Origin of the sequence: Bacteroides sp. GD17, from assembly GCF_038448625.1 — a bacterium.
In the GTDB taxonomy this organism is placed as follows: Bacteria; Bacteroidota; Bacteroidia; order Bacteroidales; family Bacteroidaceae; genus Bacteroides.
Genome location: NZ_JBCEZS010000019.1, coordinates 26,132 through 42,597 on the forward strand (window position 1 = coordinate 26,132; position 16,466 = coordinate 42,597).

Annotated in this window: 12 protein-coding genes; 9 read left to right on the plus strand and 3 right to left on the minus strand. The window is 52.6% G+C overall.

All coding sequences use genetic code 11. The annotated features are described in order from the left end of the window. Positions 1-109 precede the first annotated feature (109 nt). The 4 genes from lpdA (at position 110) to dacB (ending at position 4,689) form a co-directional block, all read left to right on the plus strand. Complete coding sequence (lpdA, locus tag AAE250_RS21390; RefSeq protein ID WP_294603221.1) at positions 110-1,468, plus strand: dihydrolipoyl dehydrogenase; 1,359 nt, start codon at positions 110-112, stop codon at positions 1,466-1,468. 77 nt (positions 1,469-1,545) lie between these two features. Further along, positions 1,546-2,757 carry a TlpA disulfide reductase family protein gene (locus tag AAE250_RS21395; protein ID WP_294603223.1) on the plus strand — a complete coding sequence of 404 codons (1,212 nt, stop codon included), beginning with the start codon at positions 1,546-1,548 and terminating at the stop codon, positions 2,755-2,757. A gap of 6 nt (positions 2,758-2,763) precedes the next feature. Next, positions 2,764-3,189, plus strand: coding sequence for a putative signal transducing protein (locus tag AAE250_RS21400; protein ID WP_294603225.1), 426 nt, complete (start codon positions 2,764-2,766; stop codon positions 3,187-3,189). Positions 3,190-3,243: 54 nt separating this feature from the next. Beyond that, entirely contained in the window at positions 3,244-4,689 is a 1,446-nt protein-coding gene (gene dacB / locus AAE250_RS21405; RefSeq protein WP_294603227.1) for a D-alanyl-D-alanine carboxypeptidase/D-alanyl-D-alanine endopeptidase, read from the plus strand. Positions 4,690-4,699: 10 nt separating this feature from the next. Here dacB and AAE250_RS21410 read toward each other — a convergent pair whose 3' ends face one another. Continuing rightward, positions 4,700-5,611, minus strand: coding sequence for a helix-turn-helix domain-containing protein (locus AAE250_RS21410; protein ID WP_342289432.1), 912 nt, complete (start codon positions 5,609-5,611; stop codon positions 4,700-4,702). A 227-nt stretch (positions 5,612-5,838) separates the two neighbouring features. Here AAE250_RS21410 and AAE250_RS21415 point away from each other — a divergent pair, with 227 nt between their 5' ends. The 4 genes from AAE250_RS21415 to AAE250_RS21430 all read left to right on the plus strand — a co-directional run bounded on the left by AAE250_RS21415 (position 5,839) and on the right by AAE250_RS21430 (position 12,055). Continuing rightward, positions 5,839-6,942: an efflux RND transporter periplasmic adaptor subunit gene (locus tag AAE250_RS21415; protein ID WP_294603232.1), complete on the plus strand. Its 1,104-nt coding sequence runs from the start codon at positions 5,839-5,841 to the stop codon at positions 6,940-6,942. Positions 6,943-6,955: 13 nt separating this feature from the next. Further along, positions 6,956-10,135, plus strand: a complete 3,180-nt coding sequence (locus AAE250_RS21420) for an efflux RND transporter permease subunit (RefSeq protein ID WP_294603235.1) — start codon at positions 6,956-6,958, stop codon at positions 10,133-10,135. Between the two features lie 415 nt (positions 10,136-10,550). Next, positions 10,551-10,673 carry a hypothetical protein gene (locus AAE250_RS21425; RefSeq protein ID WP_294603238.1) on the plus strand — a complete coding sequence of 41 codons (123 nt, stop codon included), beginning with the start codon at positions 10,551-10,553 and terminating at the stop codon, positions 10,671-10,673. Further along, positions 10,670-12,055 (plus strand): TolC family protein, encoded by a 1,386-nt coding sequence (locus AAE250_RS21430; RefSeq protein WP_294603240.1) that lies wholly within the window; start codon positions 10,670-10,672, stop codon positions 12,053-12,055. Before AAE250_RS21425 ends, AAE250_RS21430 begins: the two co-directional genes overlap by 4 nt. 140 nt (positions 12,056-12,195) lie before the next feature. On the opposite strand, the gene AAE250_RS21435 is transcribed toward AAE250_RS21430, so the two are convergent. Together AAE250_RS21435 and AAE250_RS21440 are read right to left on the minus strand one after the other, a co-directional pair. Then, positions 12,196-13,692, minus strand: coding sequence for an acetyl-CoA hydrolase/transferase family protein (locus tag AAE250_RS21435; RefSeq protein ID WP_294603242.1), 1,497 nt, complete (start codon positions 13,690-13,692; stop codon positions 12,196-12,198). Positions 13,693-13,809: 117 nt separating this feature from the next. Continuing rightward, positions 13,810-14,250 carry a hypothetical protein gene (locus AAE250_RS21440; RefSeq protein ID WP_294603245.1) on the minus strand — a complete coding sequence of 147 codons (441 nt, stop codon included), beginning with the start codon at positions 14,248-14,250 and terminating at the stop codon, positions 13,810-13,812. Between the two features lie 785 nt (positions 14,251-15,035). Here AAE250_RS21440 and miaB point away from each other — a divergent pair. Beyond that, positions 15,036-16,409 carry a tRNA (N6-isopentenyl adenosine(37)-C2)-methylthiotransferase MiaB gene (gene miaB / locus AAE250_RS21445; protein ID WP_294603563.1) on the plus strand — a complete coding sequence of 458 codons (1,374 nt, stop codon included), beginning with the start codon at positions 15,036-15,038 and terminating at the stop codon, positions 16,407-16,409. The last annotated feature ends 57 nt before the right edge of the window (positions 16,410-16,466 follow it).

The window sequence follows — 16,466 nt, forward strand, 5'->3', positions numbered from 1 at the left end:
GAATGTGCACTGCAAAGATAATTAATCTGAAAGAAAGATGTATTCTTTTTTGCCGGATAATATGGGTTTTATTAACTTGCGCACAAATTAATAATTAACCAGCAAATCTATGAAATACCAAGTAGCCATCATCGGTGGAGGTCCTGCGGGATATACAGCTGCCGAAGCTGCCGGAAAGGCAGGACTGAGTGCCGTGTTGTTTGAGAAACAAAACCTGGGCGGAGTGTGCCTGAACGAAGGATGCATCCCTACCAAAACCCTGTTGTATTCAGCAAAAACGTATGACGGAGCGCGTCATGCTTCCAAATATGCAGTGAATGTACCCGAAGTGTCGTTCGACTTGTCCAAGATTATTGCCCGCAAGCAGAAAGTGGTGCGCAAGCTGGTGCTGGGTGTCAAAAGCAAGCTGACGGCACACAATGTGACTATCGTCAGCGGTGAGGCAACGGTGATAGACCGGAATCATGTGCAATGCGGCGAAGAAATCTACGAGTGCGAGAACCTGTTGCTCTGCACCGGTTCGGAAACCTTTATTCCGGGCATCCCGGGAGTAAACTCAGTGCCCTACTGGACACACCGCGACGCGCTGGACAGCAAGGAGCTTCCCGCTTCGCTTGCCATTATCGGCGGCGGGGTCATCGGTATGGAGTTCGCTTCCTTCTTCAACAGCCTGGGAGTGCAGGTAACGGTGGTCGAGATGCTGGACGAAATTCTGGGCGGTATGGACCGGGAACTCTCTGCCATGCTGCGTACCGAATATGCCAAGCGGGGGATTAAGTTCATGCTCAGTGCCAAGGTGGTATCTGTGGCCGGAGCTTCTTCGGAAGACGGGCAGCCGCTGATACAAGTAAACTACGAGACTGCCGAAGGTGCAGGCTCCGTGATAGCCGAAAAACTGCTGATGAGCGTGGGCCGTCGTCCGGTGACGAAAGGTTTCGGGTTGGAGAATCTGAACCTGGCAAAAACGGAGCGCGGAAATATCTGCGTCAACGAGCAGATGCAGACTTCCCTGCCGGGCGTATATGCCTGCGGTGACCTGACGGGCTTCTCCCTGCTGGCGCATACAGCCGTGCGCGAGGCGGAGGTAGCGATACATACCATTATCGGGCAGAAAGATGCCATGAGTTACCGTGCCATTCCCGGTGTAGTATATACCAATCCCGAAATAGCGGGTGTGGGCGAGACGGAAGACTCTTTGCAGCAGAAAGGTGCCACTTATCGTGTAGTAAAGCTCCCAATGGCATACTCAGGCCGCTTTGTGGCGGAGAACGAAGGTGTGAATGGTGTTTGCAAGCTGTTGCTGGGTGGTGACGATACCGTATTGGGAGCGCACGTCCTGGGAAATCCGGCTTCGGAAATCATCACACTGGCAGGCATGGCCATCGAACTGAAGCTGACGGCCGGGGAGTGGAAGAAGATTGTCTTCCCGCATCCTACGGTAGGGGAGATATTTAAAGAGGCTTTATAAGCGTGTGTTTACGCAGGGTGTGTCCGTAGCTCCGCAGTGGAAATCAACTGAGACGATAACTCAAAACAAAATATACAATGCAAAAGTATTTATTCCTTCTTCTTCTGTTCGTGTGCAATGCATACAACAGTTGGTCGCAAGACACCGCTGCCTCTGAGCGTTTCTTGATAACCGGACAAGTACCCGCCCTTTCCGACGGGACGGTTATCGGTCTGTACCAATCGGATGGACGGCTTATTGTGCCGATAGTTCTTGATACCGTTGCAGACGGAAGATTCACGTTCAGTGATACGACCTCCTGCGTAAAGCCGCTTATGCTTCTCTCTTCTGATGAAGGCTTCCCTTCCCACTGGCTGGATGTATGGGTGGCACCGGGCAGGCAGATAACCATCACCGGAGAGGACCGGTTGCTACCCCTTTGGCGGGTAGAGAGCGACATCGCCGAGCAGCAGGAGCAGAACGGCTTTCAGGACTGCGTACGCGAGTTGAACCGGGAATATTTAGGCTATAACGTGGCCGAATGCGGCTGGTTTCGGCAGATGCAGCTGGAGCACGACGGCGATGAGGAGTTCGCCCGGTTGGCGTGGGCGAAAGTAGACTCTCTGCGTAAATACTCGTTCCCGTTGATGCGTGCCATCTATAAGAAGGAGTTGGACTATATGATAACGGCTCCCGTGGGCAAGGTCTATATGCAGAAACTGGTATCTTATGCACAGATGACTGTGGCGAAGGCATTTATGCCTTATTCGGACGAAGTGAAGGCTCTGTACGCCGGATTGCCGGAGGCTATGAAGCATACGTCGGAGGCTGAGTTGGCATACCAGCACCTTTATCCTACAGCAGCGGTGGAGGTGGGCGACGAAATGGCTGATGGTGAGCTGTATGACGTTCAGGGTGGTAGCCACCACCTTGCAGAATTCAAGGGGCGGTATATTCTGCTCGACTTCTGGAGCTCCGGATGTGGTCCCTGCATTGAGTCCCTCCCCGAAATGGAGGAGGCAGCGGAGAAATACAAGGATATACTGGCTATCGTCAGCATCAGCATCGACCCTAAAAAGGAATGGGAAGCATTTGTGGAGAAGAAGCAGATGAAGGGTAACCAGTGGAACGAACTGCGCAAAGCAGGCACCGGCCTTGCCATGTCTTACCGGGTGAAGGGATATCCTCATTATGTGCTGATTGCTCCCGACGGAAAGATACAGAGTGTGTGGGGAGGCTATGGCAAGGGTTCCCTGCTTGGGAAACTGCAGGAGGAGATTCACCGTGATACGAATTTAAATCAAGAATAGCTACACATGAAAACCGTAAAACTTATCACCTGCAACGATGCCTTTCAGGCACACGTCATTCAGGGAGCATTGGAGAATGAAGGGATTACTTCGATTCTGCATAATGAGAATATGTCCGGCGTGATGCGTGGATATATCAGTGATATCGCAGGGGTGGATGTGCTGGTATATGAGGACGACTATGACAACGCGCTCCGCTTGCTGGAGCAGAATCAAATGATTCCGGAACAGTTGAAGTATTGTCCCCATTGCGGTTCGGACGATATTAAGCTGGTGCTGAAGAAGAAACATAGGGGACGGGCTATTATGGCCGCCATTATGTCTGCTCTGTCGGCAGCCCCTCCGGGCACGGAACATTGGGAGTACGTTTGCAACAAGTGTAATGCCCGCTTTGAGAAACCGGTTGCGAAAGAGACGGACGTACGTTCTTGAAGTAGACAGATGCGTACTCTTGAAAGAGAAGAACGAAAAACTTGAATAGAAAACATGAATAGGATATTACTGTATTTACTTTTATCGGTTTGCTGCTTGCCGTTGTCTGCACAAGAGGCCGGGAATGGGGCAAACACTCTCTCGTCCCGCCTGGACACGCTTATCAAATATAAGTTGCCACAAGGCTCCAACGTTGCCATCTCCGTGTACGACCTGACGGCCAAGGAGCCGCTGTACACCTACCAGGCCGACAAGCTATCCCGTCCCGCCTCCACCATGAAGCTGCTGACGACGATTACCGCCCTCTCACGCCCCGAAGCCGACGAACCGTTCCGTACGGAAGTATGGTACAAGGGAGCGATCGAAAACGATACCTTGCGGGGCGATGTCTACGTGATAGGCGGCTTCGACCCCGAATTCGACGACAGCGCGCTGGACTCTTTGGCCGATGCCCTGGCGCGCCTGCCTTTTACCGTTATCCGTGGAAAGGTCTATGGCGATGTGTCTATGAAGGACTCCTTGTATTGGGGCAGCGGCTGGGCATGGGATGATACTCCCTATTCCTATCAACCCTATCTCTCTCCGCTGATGCTGAATAAGGGAGTGGTCACTGTCACTGCCACGCCCGGCGAACGGGGCGAAGAGGCGCGCCTGGCAGCTACGCCCGCTTCCTCCTACTATACCTTGACCAACCAAACCGCCTCCCGCACCCCCTCCGCCGGCCGTTTCCGTGTGTCGCGCAACTGGCTGACGAACGGAAACAACATCCTCGTCACCGGCAATGTGGACGGCCGACGGGCGGGCACCGTCAACATCTACTCTTCCCAGGATTTCTTCATGCGCACGCTCATGGATCGCCTGCAAGCGCGGGGCATCCATTGCATTGCGGATAGTTGTTCTTCCGGTGATTATGCTTTCGATGAGTTCCTGCAGGACAGCACTTCCGTGCAGGTGGCTGTTTACGAAACCGATGTGCAAGCCGTTGTCAAGCAGATCATGAAAGAGAGTGATAACCTGAATGCCGAAGCCATGCTTTGCCGCCTGGGTGCCCAGACGACAGGCAAGAAGCGGATTTCTGCGGAAGACGGCTTAACCGCCATCCGTGCGTTGATAAAGCAACTGGGGCACAACCCCGACCACTATAACCTGGCCGATGGTTGCGGGCTATCGAACTACAATTATATCTCGCCCGAGCTGCTGGTTTCTTTTCTGAAGTATGCCTACTCCCGCACCGATGTCTTTCAGAAGCTGTATAAGGCACTGCCCATCGGCGGAATAGACGGAACTTTGCAGTACCGCATGGCGAAAGGCACCCCCTCTTATCGGAATGTCCATGCCAAAACAGGTTCGTTCACCGCTATCAATTGCCTGGCAGGATACCTCAAAGCCGGCAACGGGCACCAGATTGCTTTTGCCATCATGAACCAGAGTGTATTGTCGGGCAGGGAGGCACGGGCTTTCCAGGATGCGGTGTGCGATGAGGTGATAAAGACGAAGTAATTTCTCCCGTTTATTCCGCCTCCGAATTCCGGTAACTTACCGGCGACATGCCCACATACGCCTTCACATACTTCCCGAAGAAAGACTGGTTGGGGAAGTTGAATTCGTCGGCAATCTCTTTGATGGATCTGTCCGAATGCTTCAGACGGTACTTGATGTGGGTGATGGCACTCTCATTAATCAGTTCCAGCGGAGTGCGCCCGCACGCCTGCTTGATGACTTTCGAGAAATGCTTGGGACTGTAGCAGAGTGCGTCGGCAAAATAGGACACCGAACGGTGCATGCCGTTATCTTTCGACAGCATCTCGGCAAACTTACGCAAGATGTAGTCGGACTGTTTTATATTCTCCCTTGACTGGCCGACCTCGTTGGACTGGGCAATTTCCTTGTTGAGATGCCCTATCATTTCGCAAAGCAATGCTGAAAACAAGTGTTGCATCACCTGCTTCTGATAGCTGTGGGGCTCGTCATCTACCTTTGCCATGATCAGGCTCCGGTAGTACTCAAAGATTCCTTCGCCACTCTCTTCATTGACATGCGCCACCGGGTTTTTATAGATATGTGCGGCCGTATCCCACGTGTTCTTCTCTATCTTGACGATGCGCTGCAAGAAGCGGGTGGAGAATCCGACGAGTCCCAGTTTATGCTTGGGACTCAGCATGGCATTGCCGATAACCGTATTGGGAAGCCCGAGAAATAAGTCGCCTGTTTGCAACTGGTAGGTTTTGTAATTAATATCCAGCTGGATGCACCCTTCTACACAAACCACAATGAGGAAGCACTCCAGCCTTGCTGCAGTATTACTGTCGGAAATACCTTCTAAACTATCTATTATGGCAAAGTCGTCGTCTACATAGTGTATCACATGGCTGCTGTCCTTAAAGTCTTCAATACTAATCGTCTTGATGTTTTCTTTTTCCATACTCTTTCTTTTTTCTTTTTGCAAAGTTGGTGAATAATGAGGGAAATGGAATGTTCTGTTTTCCTCATTTCTTGCTCCATACGGCGTTTATACACAGTATGTTAGCCTCTGAAGGTGTGAATGGAGAAAATGGAACACCCTTGGGGGGAAATGGGTCACCGCTGCGTTGGTCTTTTCGTTTACCTTTGCCCGAGTCAAAAAGAGTACAATAAGAATAAAAGAGTAGTATGATTACAGAGAACAGAAAATGGATACGGCTGATAGGAATTATCGGTTGTACAATGTGGATGGCATCTTGCAAACAGGCACCCGATGCTGGTGTTAAACCTTCCTATGCAACCATGAAGGTGGAAGCGGCGGATCGAGAACTTTCCACCTCGTATTCGGCAACGATACGCGGGCGGCAGGATATCGACATCTACCCGCAGGTGTCGGGAACCATCGAAAAGCTATGTGTGACCGAAGGACAGAGAGTGCGACGCGGACAGCTGCTTTTCATCATCGACCAGGTGCCCTACAAGGCAGCACTCAAAACCGCCGTTGCCAACGTGGAAGCGGCACGTGCAGCACTGGCCACCGCCCAACTTACTTATAATAGTAATAAGGAACTGTATACGCAGAAAGTTGTTTCCGAATTCAGCCTGAAAACAGCCGAGAACACTTTCCTCACTGCCAAAGCTCAGTTGGCGCAAGCCGAAGCCCAGGAAATGAGTGCACGCAACAACCTCTCGTACACCGAGGTGAAAAGTCCCAGTGACGGAGTGGTAGGTGCACTGCCCTACCGGGTGGGCGCATTGGTCAGCGCTGCCATGCCGAAGCCGTTGACTACCGTCAGCGACAATTCGGACATGTATGTCTACTTCTCCATGACCGAGAATCAGCTGCTTGCCCTGACGCGCGAGTATGGCAGTATGGACGAGGCGTTGAAGAACATGCCTCCGGTGGAACTGAAGCTGAACGACAATTCGCTGTATGATAAGAAAGGTGCGATCGAATCCATCAGTGGCGTGATAGACCGCCAGACGGGTACGGTAGTGGCGCGCGCAGTCTTCCCCAACGAATCGCGGCTGCTGCATAGCGGAGCTTCCGGCAGTGTGATAGTGCCCACTACTTACAAGAACTGTATCGTGATTCCGCAGGGAGCCACCGTGCAGATGCAGGACAGAACCATTACTTATAAGGTAGTAGACGGCAAGGCGGTATCCGCATTGATTACCGTAGCCCCCATCAGCGACGGACGTGAATTCGTAGTGATGGACGGACTGCAACCGGGCGACGAAATCGTATCGGCAGGTGCCGGATTGCTGCGTGAAGGAACAGTGGTAAAATAAAGTATAGACGATTATGAAAGGAAACATATTTATAAAGAGGCCGGTGATGGCTATCTCCATCTCCGTGCTGATTCTGGTCATCGGGCTTATCTCGCTTTTCACGCTTCCGGTAGAACAGTATCCGGACATTGCACCTCCTACAGTATACGTCACCACCAGCTATACGGGTGCCGACGCCGAGGCAGTGCTGAACAGTGTCATCATGCCGCTCGAAGAGAGTATCAACGGTGTGGAGGACATGATGTACATCACTTCTACTGCCACCAACGCCGGTCTGGCCATTATCCAGGTGTACTTCAAGCAAGGCACCGACCCGGACATGGCAGCCGTGAACGTGCAGAACCGCGTGACCAAGGCACAGGGATTGCTCCCTGCCGAGGTAACGAGAATCGGTGTGACCACACAGAAACGTCAGACGAGCTTCTTGCAAATCAATTCACTGGTTTGTACCAACGGCCGGTACGATAAGACCTTCCTTGCCAATTACCTCGACATTAACATCATTCCGCAGATAAAGCGTATCGAAGGTGTGGGCGATGTGATGGAAATGGGTGATACCTACAGTATGCGTATCTGGCTGAAGCCGGAACTGATGGCACAGTACGGATTGGTACCCTCGGATGTGACGGCAGTGCTGGGCGAGCAGAATATCGAAGCACCTACCGGTTCGCTGGGTGAGAACTCGAAGAACGTGTTCCAGTTCACGATGAAGTATCGCGGACGACTGAAGACGGTGGAAGAATTCCAGAATACCGTGATCCGTTCGCAGGAGGATGGCTCCGTGCTGCGGCTGAAGGACGTGGCAGATGTGGAGCTGGGTACACTGACCTATAGCTTCGAGAGTGAAATGGACGGCAAACCTGCCGTAATGTTCGTTGTATTCCAGACGGCTGGCTCCAACGCTACTGCCGTTAACGAACAGATTTCTGCCGAAATGGCGGAGATGGCGAAGACACTGCCCGAAGGCGTGGAGTTCGTCAATATGATGAGTTCGAACGACTTCTTGTTCGCATCTATCCACAATGTGGTGGAGACGTTGATTATTGCCATTATATTGGTTATCCTGGTGGTATATTTCTTCTTGCAGGACTTGAAGAGTACGCTGATTCCTTCTATCTCCATCATAGTGTCATTGATCGGTACGTTTGCCTGCCTGGTGGCTGCCGGGTTCAGTATCAATATCCTGACGCTGTTTGCTCTGGTGCTTGCCATCGGTACGGTGGTGGATGATGCCATTGTGGTGGTGGAAGCGGTGCAGTCCAAGTTCGATGCCGGGTATAAGTCGCCCTATCTGGCCACCAAGGATGCGATGGGCGATGTGACAATGGCTATCGTTTCGTGTACCTGCGTGTTTATGGCAGTGTTCATCCCCGTGACGTTTATGGGCGGTACTTCGGGTATCTTCTATACACAGTTCGGTATCACGATGGCTACGGCCGTGGGTATCTCCATGATTTCGGCATTGGTATTGTGTCCCGCTTTGTGCGCCATGCTGATGCGCCCGTCCGACGGGACAAAGAGTGCGAAGAGCATCAACGGACGGATACGTGCAGCCTACAATGCTTCGTTCAATGCAGTGCTGGGCAAGTACAAGAAAGGTGTAATGTTCTTCATTCACCATCGCTGGATGGTATGGACGGCACTGGCACTGGCGGTAGCATTGCTTGTGTATCTGATGTCGACTACCAAGACGGGACTGGTACCGCAGGAAGACCAGGGCGTTATCATGGTGGACGTGAGCACAGCACCGGGCAGCACGCTGCAAGAGACAACAAAGGTTATAGATAAACTGGAGGATATCCTGAAGGATACTCCCGAGATAGAGCACTATTCCCGTGTAGCCGGATACGGTTTGGTATCGGGGCAGGGTACTTCCTACGGTACCATCGTCATCCGTCTGAAGGACTGGGACGACCGTAAAGGAAGCGAGCATTCGTCCGATGCCGTAGTGGCACGGCTCAATGCACAGTTCAGCAACATAAAGGATGCGCGGGTATTCAGTTTCCAGCCGGGTATGATTCCGGGCTACGGTATGGGTAACTCCATCGAACTGAACTTGCAGGACCGTACGGGTGGAGACATGACGGCGTTCTACCAGTCGGTGATGCAGTTCCTCGGTGCACTGAACGAGCGGCCCGAAGTGGCAATGGCCTATACCTCATACGCCATGAACTTCCCGCAGGTTTCGGTAGATATTGATGCTGCCAAGTGCAAGCGTGCCGGTATATCGCCTGCTACGGTGCTCGATGCACTGGGAAGTTATTGCGGTGGTGCGTATATCTCCAATTACAACCAGTACGGTAAGGTGTACCGCGTCATGATGCAGGCATCGCCCGAATATCGACTGGACGAACAGGCACTGAACAATATGTTTGTACGCAACGGTATGGAGATGGCTCCGGTGAGCCAGTTCGTGACGCTGAAAAAGGTACTCGGCCCGGAGTCGGCCAACCGTTTCAATCTGTTTTCCGCTATTACGGCAAATGTGAATCCTGCCAACGGATATTCCAGCGGTGAGGTACAGAAAGCTATCAGCGAAGTAGCCGAACAGGTATTGCCCGTGGGTTATGGTTTTGAGTACGGCGGTATGGCTCGTGAAGAGGCCAGTTTGGGTGGAGCGAAGACTATCTTCATCTACGGAGTGTGTATCTTGCTTATTTATCTGATTCTGGCATGCCTCTACGAGAGCTTCCTGGTACCGTTTGCCGTTATCCTTTCCATCCCGTTCGGACTGATGGGCAGCTTCCTGTTTGCCAAGGTGCTGGGTTTGGAGAACAACATCTACCTGCAGACGGGTGTGATTATGCTGATCGGATTGCTGGCAAAGACGGCCATCCTGATTACGGAGTACGCCATAGAGCGCCGGCGCAAGGGCATGGGTATTGTAGAGTCGGCTTATTCGGCTGCCCAGGTTCGTCTGCGTCCTATCTTGATGACGGTGCTTACGATGATCTTCGGTATGCTTCCGCTGATGTTCTCTACCGGTGCAGGTGCCAATGGTAACAGTTCGCTCGGTACGGGTGTAGTAGGCGGTATGGCTGTCGGAACGCTGGCACTGCTCTTCGTAGTTCCGGTATTCTACATCATCTTCGAGTTCTTGCAGGAGAAGATCCGCAAGCCCGAAGAACAGGAAGCCGATGCACAGGTGTTGCTGGAAAAGGAACGCAGTGCAGCGGAGAAAGGAAAAGATTGATCGAGCTTCAGACAGTAAACGAATATAAGTTCGAATAAGAGCAGCCCCTCCCAAGGCCTTTCGAGGCTTCGGGGCTCCCCGAAAAGATGCTGATTGAGGCTGGAGAGGCTTCGGGGCCCCCCGAAAGTACGAAACGCAGCCGTTTCAAGGTTTCGGGCTCCCCCGGAGGAACGAAACGCAGCCGTTTCATGGTTTCGGGGCCTCCCGAAGGTGCGAACCGCCGCCGTTTCGAGGTTTCGGGGCCCCCGAAGGTGTGAACCGCCGCCGTTTCGAGGTTTCGGGGCCCCCCGAAGGGTGAACCGCCGCCGTTTCAAGGTTTCGGGGCCCCCCGAAGGGTGAATCGCCGCCGTTTCAAGGCTTCGGGCCCCCCCGAAGGGTGAGCCGCTCTTATACCGAACACTAAACTAAGAGAATTATGATGTATTACGAAACCGAATTCTGGTTGGAGCAGGCAATCGCCTTCGGCATTGCCCTCCTGCTGATATACTTTATAGATAAGATGAACGTCAAGAAACATGCTAAAGACATTGAAGTATGAAGAAGCATATAATTACACTCGCCGCCCTCGGCCTGCTGATGAGCAGCTGCGGCATATATACCAAATACAAACCCGCCACGGAAGTTCCCGACAACCTGTATGGAGCGGAAGTGACGGACGCCCTCAGTCAGTCTTCGGCCGACGACAGCCTGGGCCTGGGCGGACTGGACTGGCGCGAGCTCTTCACCGACCCGCAGTTGCAGGCACTCATCGAGCAGGGCTTGCAGAACAACACCGACTATCAGTCGGCACAGCTCCGCGTAGAAGAGGCCGAAGCCGCTCTGCTATCCGCCAAGCTTGCCTTTCTGCCCTCCTTTGCCCTTGCGCCGCAGGGTACGGTGAGCAGTTTCGACAACCACCGGGCTACGCAGACTTATTCGTTGCCGGTAGCTGCCAGCTGGGAACTCGACGTCTTCGGCCGGATGCGCAACGCCAAGAAGCAGGCAAAGGCACTTTATGCCCAAAGCCAGGACTACCGGCAGGCCGTGCATACCCAGCTCATAGCCGGGATAGCAAATACTTACTATACCCTGCTGATGCTCGATGAGCAGCTTGCCATCTCGCAGCAGACGGAAGAGTCGTGGAGGGAAATCGTATCTTCCACCCGCGCCCTGATGAATGCAGGCATGTCCAACGAATCGGCAGTGTCGCAGATGGAAGCCACCTACTATCAGGTGCAGGCTTCCGTCCTCGACCTGAAGCAGCAGATCAACCAGGTGGAGAACAGCCTCGCCCTGCTGCTGGCAGAGACGCCCCGCAGCTACGAACGGGGTAGCCTGTCCGACCAGCAGTTCCCCGAAGACTTTGCAGTAGGCATTCCGGTGCAGATGCTTGCCCGCCGTCCCGATGTCCGCATGGCGGAACGTTCGTTGGAATCGGCTTTCTATGGAACGAACGCGGCACGTTCTGCCTTCTATCCCTCCATCACGTTGAGCGGAAGTGCAGGTTGGACGAATTCGGCTGGAGTGATGATCGTCAATCCGGGTAAGTTTGTGGCTTCGGCAGTAGGTTCGCTCACGCAACCGCTGTTTGCCCGCGGACAGGTCATTGCGCAATATCGCATTGCCCGTGCACAGCAGGAAGAAGCTGCCCTTGGATTTCAGCAGGCATTGCTGAATGCCGGCAGCGAGGTGAACGATGCCTTGACTGCCTGGCAGACGAGCAAAGAAAAAACTATTCTATTGGATAAGCAGGTTGCCTCTCTGCAAACGGCACTGCACAGCACTTCTCTGTTGATGGAGCACGGAAACACTACCTATCTGGAAGTGCTCACTGCCCGCCAGACCTTACTCAGTGCCCAACTCTCGCAAACGGCCAACCGCTTCGCGGAGATTCAAAGTATGATCAGCCTTTACCAGGCGCTGGGAGGCGGTCAGGAATAAGCAACAGTGCCGTACTTTCTCTGTATCTTCATCTTCACTTTCGGATGAAGAAAGGGCTGTCCGGGAAGTGATTCCAGGGCAGCCCGCTTTTTTGTGATAATCTTTTGTGCAGCTATATTAGCTGATTTTATGAAGCATATTTATTTGTACTGTGCCCAGTCTACATTCTTCATATCCCCGCTTTTGGCCAGTTCGGCATGCATGCCCAGTGCGGCGCGCAGAGCGTGAGGAGTTTGAGATTTGCCGTCGGTCAGTTTCAGGTAATCCCAGAGGAGATTCTTGTAATCCGGGTGAGCGCAGTTCTCGATGATGGCTTGTGCGCGTTCCTTCGGGCTCTTGCCGCGGAGGTCGGCAACACCTTGCTCGGTGATGATGATGTTGACGTCGTGTTCGGTGTGGTCCATGTGCGAAACCATCGGCACAATGGCGCTGATCTTGCCTTCCTTGGCCACGGACGGGCAAGTGAAGATAGAGATGTAAGCATTGCGCGTGAAGTCGCCGGATCCACCGATACCGTTCATCATCTTCGTACCGCTGATGTGGGTGGAGTTCACGTTACCATAAATATCGGCCTCGATGGCGGTATTGATGGAGATGATACCCAGGCGGCGTACTACTTCGGGACTGTTGGAGATTTCCGACGGGCGGAGTACCAACTTGTCGCGGAAGAAGTCCATATCATTGTAAATGCCTTCCAGACAGTCGTTTGTTACGGTCAGTGAACAAGCACTGCCGAACTTCACGCGGCCGTCGCGGATGAGGCTGATAACGGAGTTCTGAATAACTTCGGTGTACATTTCGAAGGCAGGGATGGTCTTGTCGCGTCCCAGTGCGCCCAGCACGGCGTTGGCAATGTTTCCTACACCGGATTGCAGAGGCAGGAAGGTAGAAGGGATGATGCCACGTTTCATGTCGGCAGCCAGGAAGTCGGCTACGTTCTGTCCGATCTTGTCGGTCAACGGGTCGGCGGCGGCAAAGGAGCGGGCTTCGTCGGGCCAGTTGGTCTCTACTACGCCTACAATCTTCTTCGGATCTACCTGGATGTAAGGTTGTCCGATGCGGTCGCTCGGCTTGTAAATGGGGATTTCGCGACGATAAGGCGGGTCCAGCGGTTCGTAAACGTCGTGCAGACCCATGGCGTTCTTGCTGTGGGCAGCGTTCAGTTCCACGATGATCTGGTCGGCCAGGCGGCAAACGGTGGGGGCGATACCGCCGGCTGCCGTGAGGTAGATTTTACCGTCGGGAGTTACTTCGCAAGCCTCGATGATGGCCACGTTTACTTTTCCCATGAAGCCGTAGCGTACTTCCTGTGCCATTTGAGACAAATGGATGTCGTTGTAAGCTATTTCGCCGTTATTCACTGCCTTGCGGAAGTCGGCGTTGGTTGTGTAAGGAGCACGGTAACGGATGGCTTTGGCGCGTGAAAGGATGCCGTCGCAAGAGTCGCCGGTAGAGGCACCGGTGAAGATACCTATCTGGAACGGGTTTCCTTTTGCATGTTCTGCTTCCGCGATTTTTGCTAATTCAGCCGTAACGGCTTTGGCTGTTCCTGCGGGAGTAAATCCGCTCAAGCCGATGTTGTAGCCATGTTTGATAAGGCTCGCAGCTTCTGCTGCCGAAATGTAATTCAATGCCATAATATTATAGTTATTTTTCGTGTAAAGATTCTGAAGTTATTTCCCGGTTCTTTCGCTTTTCGGTGCTCCGATTCTTCGGTTTCCCGATGCCCGGTTCTTGGGTTCTGTTTCTTGGCCTTAATATTTCCGTTGAAGTATTTCCGACCAGATGATAGCACGTCGTGCTTCTTCTGCCGAGCGAATGCTGAATTCAGACGGCTCTTCGGATTCCTGCAGTCCGGATGGCGGAGGGGAATCTTTGGATTTTGAAGAGGTAGTATTTTGGTAAGAAGATGTGGCAGTATGGATGGAGCGGTCTTTTTTGGCCTGAGTGGCTTTGTGCTGTGCCACTGTTTTTTCTTTTCCGAGCGGTGCGGCGGCGGCTTCAGGCTTGGGACCTTCGGGGATATATCCTCCGTAAGTATCTCCTCCCCAATATTCGGGTAGTGGGTTTTCTGCGGTAGGGTGGGGCATAGCAGGTTTGCTATCAGTACTTTCTTTGGCACTTTTCTTAAACTGCTTGATAAGTCCGATTACAATAACTGCTGCGACGAGTAGAAACTTGAAGGTATCTTCCATATCGTTTTTATTTTCACCGCCAAAGGTAGCTATTTAATCTGATTATAGCCAAATAAATAGGTAATAAAAAAGGGCAGCTTCACAGCTCCCCTTAATTTTTTTAACCTAAACCTTAACTATGAAAAAATCTAATGTTTCTTTCATTCCACAAAAGTGTGAATTTATTTCGATTGCGCCAAATTAACACTCGGGAAATGTTTGATGTGTTAACATTAATTAGGGAAACTCCTGCAAATCGACAGCCTGAAGCACTCTTTTTGCCTTTTTTCTGTAGTTAATTACGAGGGAAGAAGTATCTTTGCGGGGATAAATGATAATTTAGGGGCGGAGCGCCCCAGCAAGGTTTCCATTCGGATTACTTGCGCAGCAAAGCATGAAGGGCTTTCATCTACTTAGTGCAGCAAAGCCTGAAAGGCTTTTATCTATTAGCCCAGGGCAACGCCCTGGGTAATAATGCGCCTCTGTCTTTGCGCCCTGAAAGGGCAAAAGCCCGTTATACAATCTTATGCCCTTTCAGGGCGTAAGGTGAGGGGGGCGTTCTTAAACCCAGGGCGTTGCCCTGGGCTGATAGCTGAAAGGCTTTCAGCCTTAGGCTGCGCAAACATGCCGAAAGNCTTTCAGGGCGTAAGGTGAGGGGGGCGTTCTTAAACCCAGGGCGTTGCCCTGGGCTGATAGCTGAAAGGCTTTCAGCCTTAGGCTGCGCAAACATGCCGAAAGGAAATCTTGCCGGGGCGCTACGCCCCTAAATTCCCATTTATCAAACTAACTAATAAGATAAAGAAACAATGGAAAAACAAACGGGAGCAGACTTTAAATCTGCAACTGCCGAGGACAACAAGAAGTTGTTCATCGAAACCTATGGCTGCCAGATGAATGTGGCAGACAGTGAAGTAATTGCATCCGTCATGCAGATGGCGGGCTATTCGGTGGCCGAGACGCTGGAAGAGGCCGATGCGGTATTTATGAATACCTGCTCCATCCGCGACAATGCCGAACAGAAAATCCTGAACCGTCTGGAATTCTTCCACTCGCTGAAGAAGAAGAAACGCGGTCTGATTGTCGGTGTGCTGGGCTGCATGGCCGAGCGCGTGAAGGACGACCTGATCACCAACCATCACGTAGACCTCGTTGTCGGCCCGGATGCCTATCTTACTTTGCCCGAACTTATTGCCGCCGTAGAGGCCGGCGAAAAAGCCATGAACGTAGAACTGTCTACTACAGAAACCTACCGCGACGTCATTCCTTCGCGCATCTGCGGGAATCACATCTCAGGCTTTGTATCCATCATGCGTGGTTGCAATAACTTCTGCACCTATTGCATCGTTCCCTACACCCGCGGTCGGGAGCGCAGCCGCGATGTGGAAAGTATCCTCAACGAGGTGGCGGACCTGGTGGCGAAGGGTTATAAGGAGGTCACCCTCCTGGGGCAGAACGTCAACTCCTACCGCTTCGAGAAACCGGACGGGGAAGTGATTACCTTTCCGATGTTGCTCTGTACCGTGGCCCAGGCTGCTCCGGGTGTCCGCATACGCTTCACCACTTCACACCCCAAGGACATGAGTGACGAAACCCTCCAGGTCATTGCCGACGTGCCCAACGTCTGCAAGCACATCCACCTGCCGGTGCAAAGCGGGAGTTCGCGCATCCTGAAACTGATGAACCGCAAGTACACCCGCGAATGGTATCTGGGACGCGTAGATGCCATCCGACGCATCATTCCCGATTGTGGCTTGTCTACCGATATTTTCTCCGGTTTCCACAGTGAGACGGAAGAAGATCATCAGCTTTCGCTTTCTCTGATGGAGGAATGCGGTTACGACGCTGCTTTCATGTTCAAGTATTCCGAGCGTCCGGGCACGTATGCCTCCAAGCATTTGCCGGACGATGTACCCGAAGAGGTGAAGATACGCCGCTTGAATGAAATTATCGCTCTTCAGAACCGTCTTTCGGCCGAGGCGAATGCCCGCTGTGTAGGCCGGACGTACGAAGTGCTGGTAGAAGGTGTCTCCAAGCGTTCGCGCGACCAGTTGTTCGGCCGTACGGAGCAGAACCGAGTGGTGGTCTTCGACCGTGGCACGCACCGGGTGGGCGACTTTGTGATGGTGAGGATTACCGAATCCAGTTCGGCAACGCTGAAAGGGGAAGAAGTTATCAGTTAAATAAGAAGTCATCAATTAAAACAGAAAGCACGAACCTCACGGTCCGTGCTTTCCTAA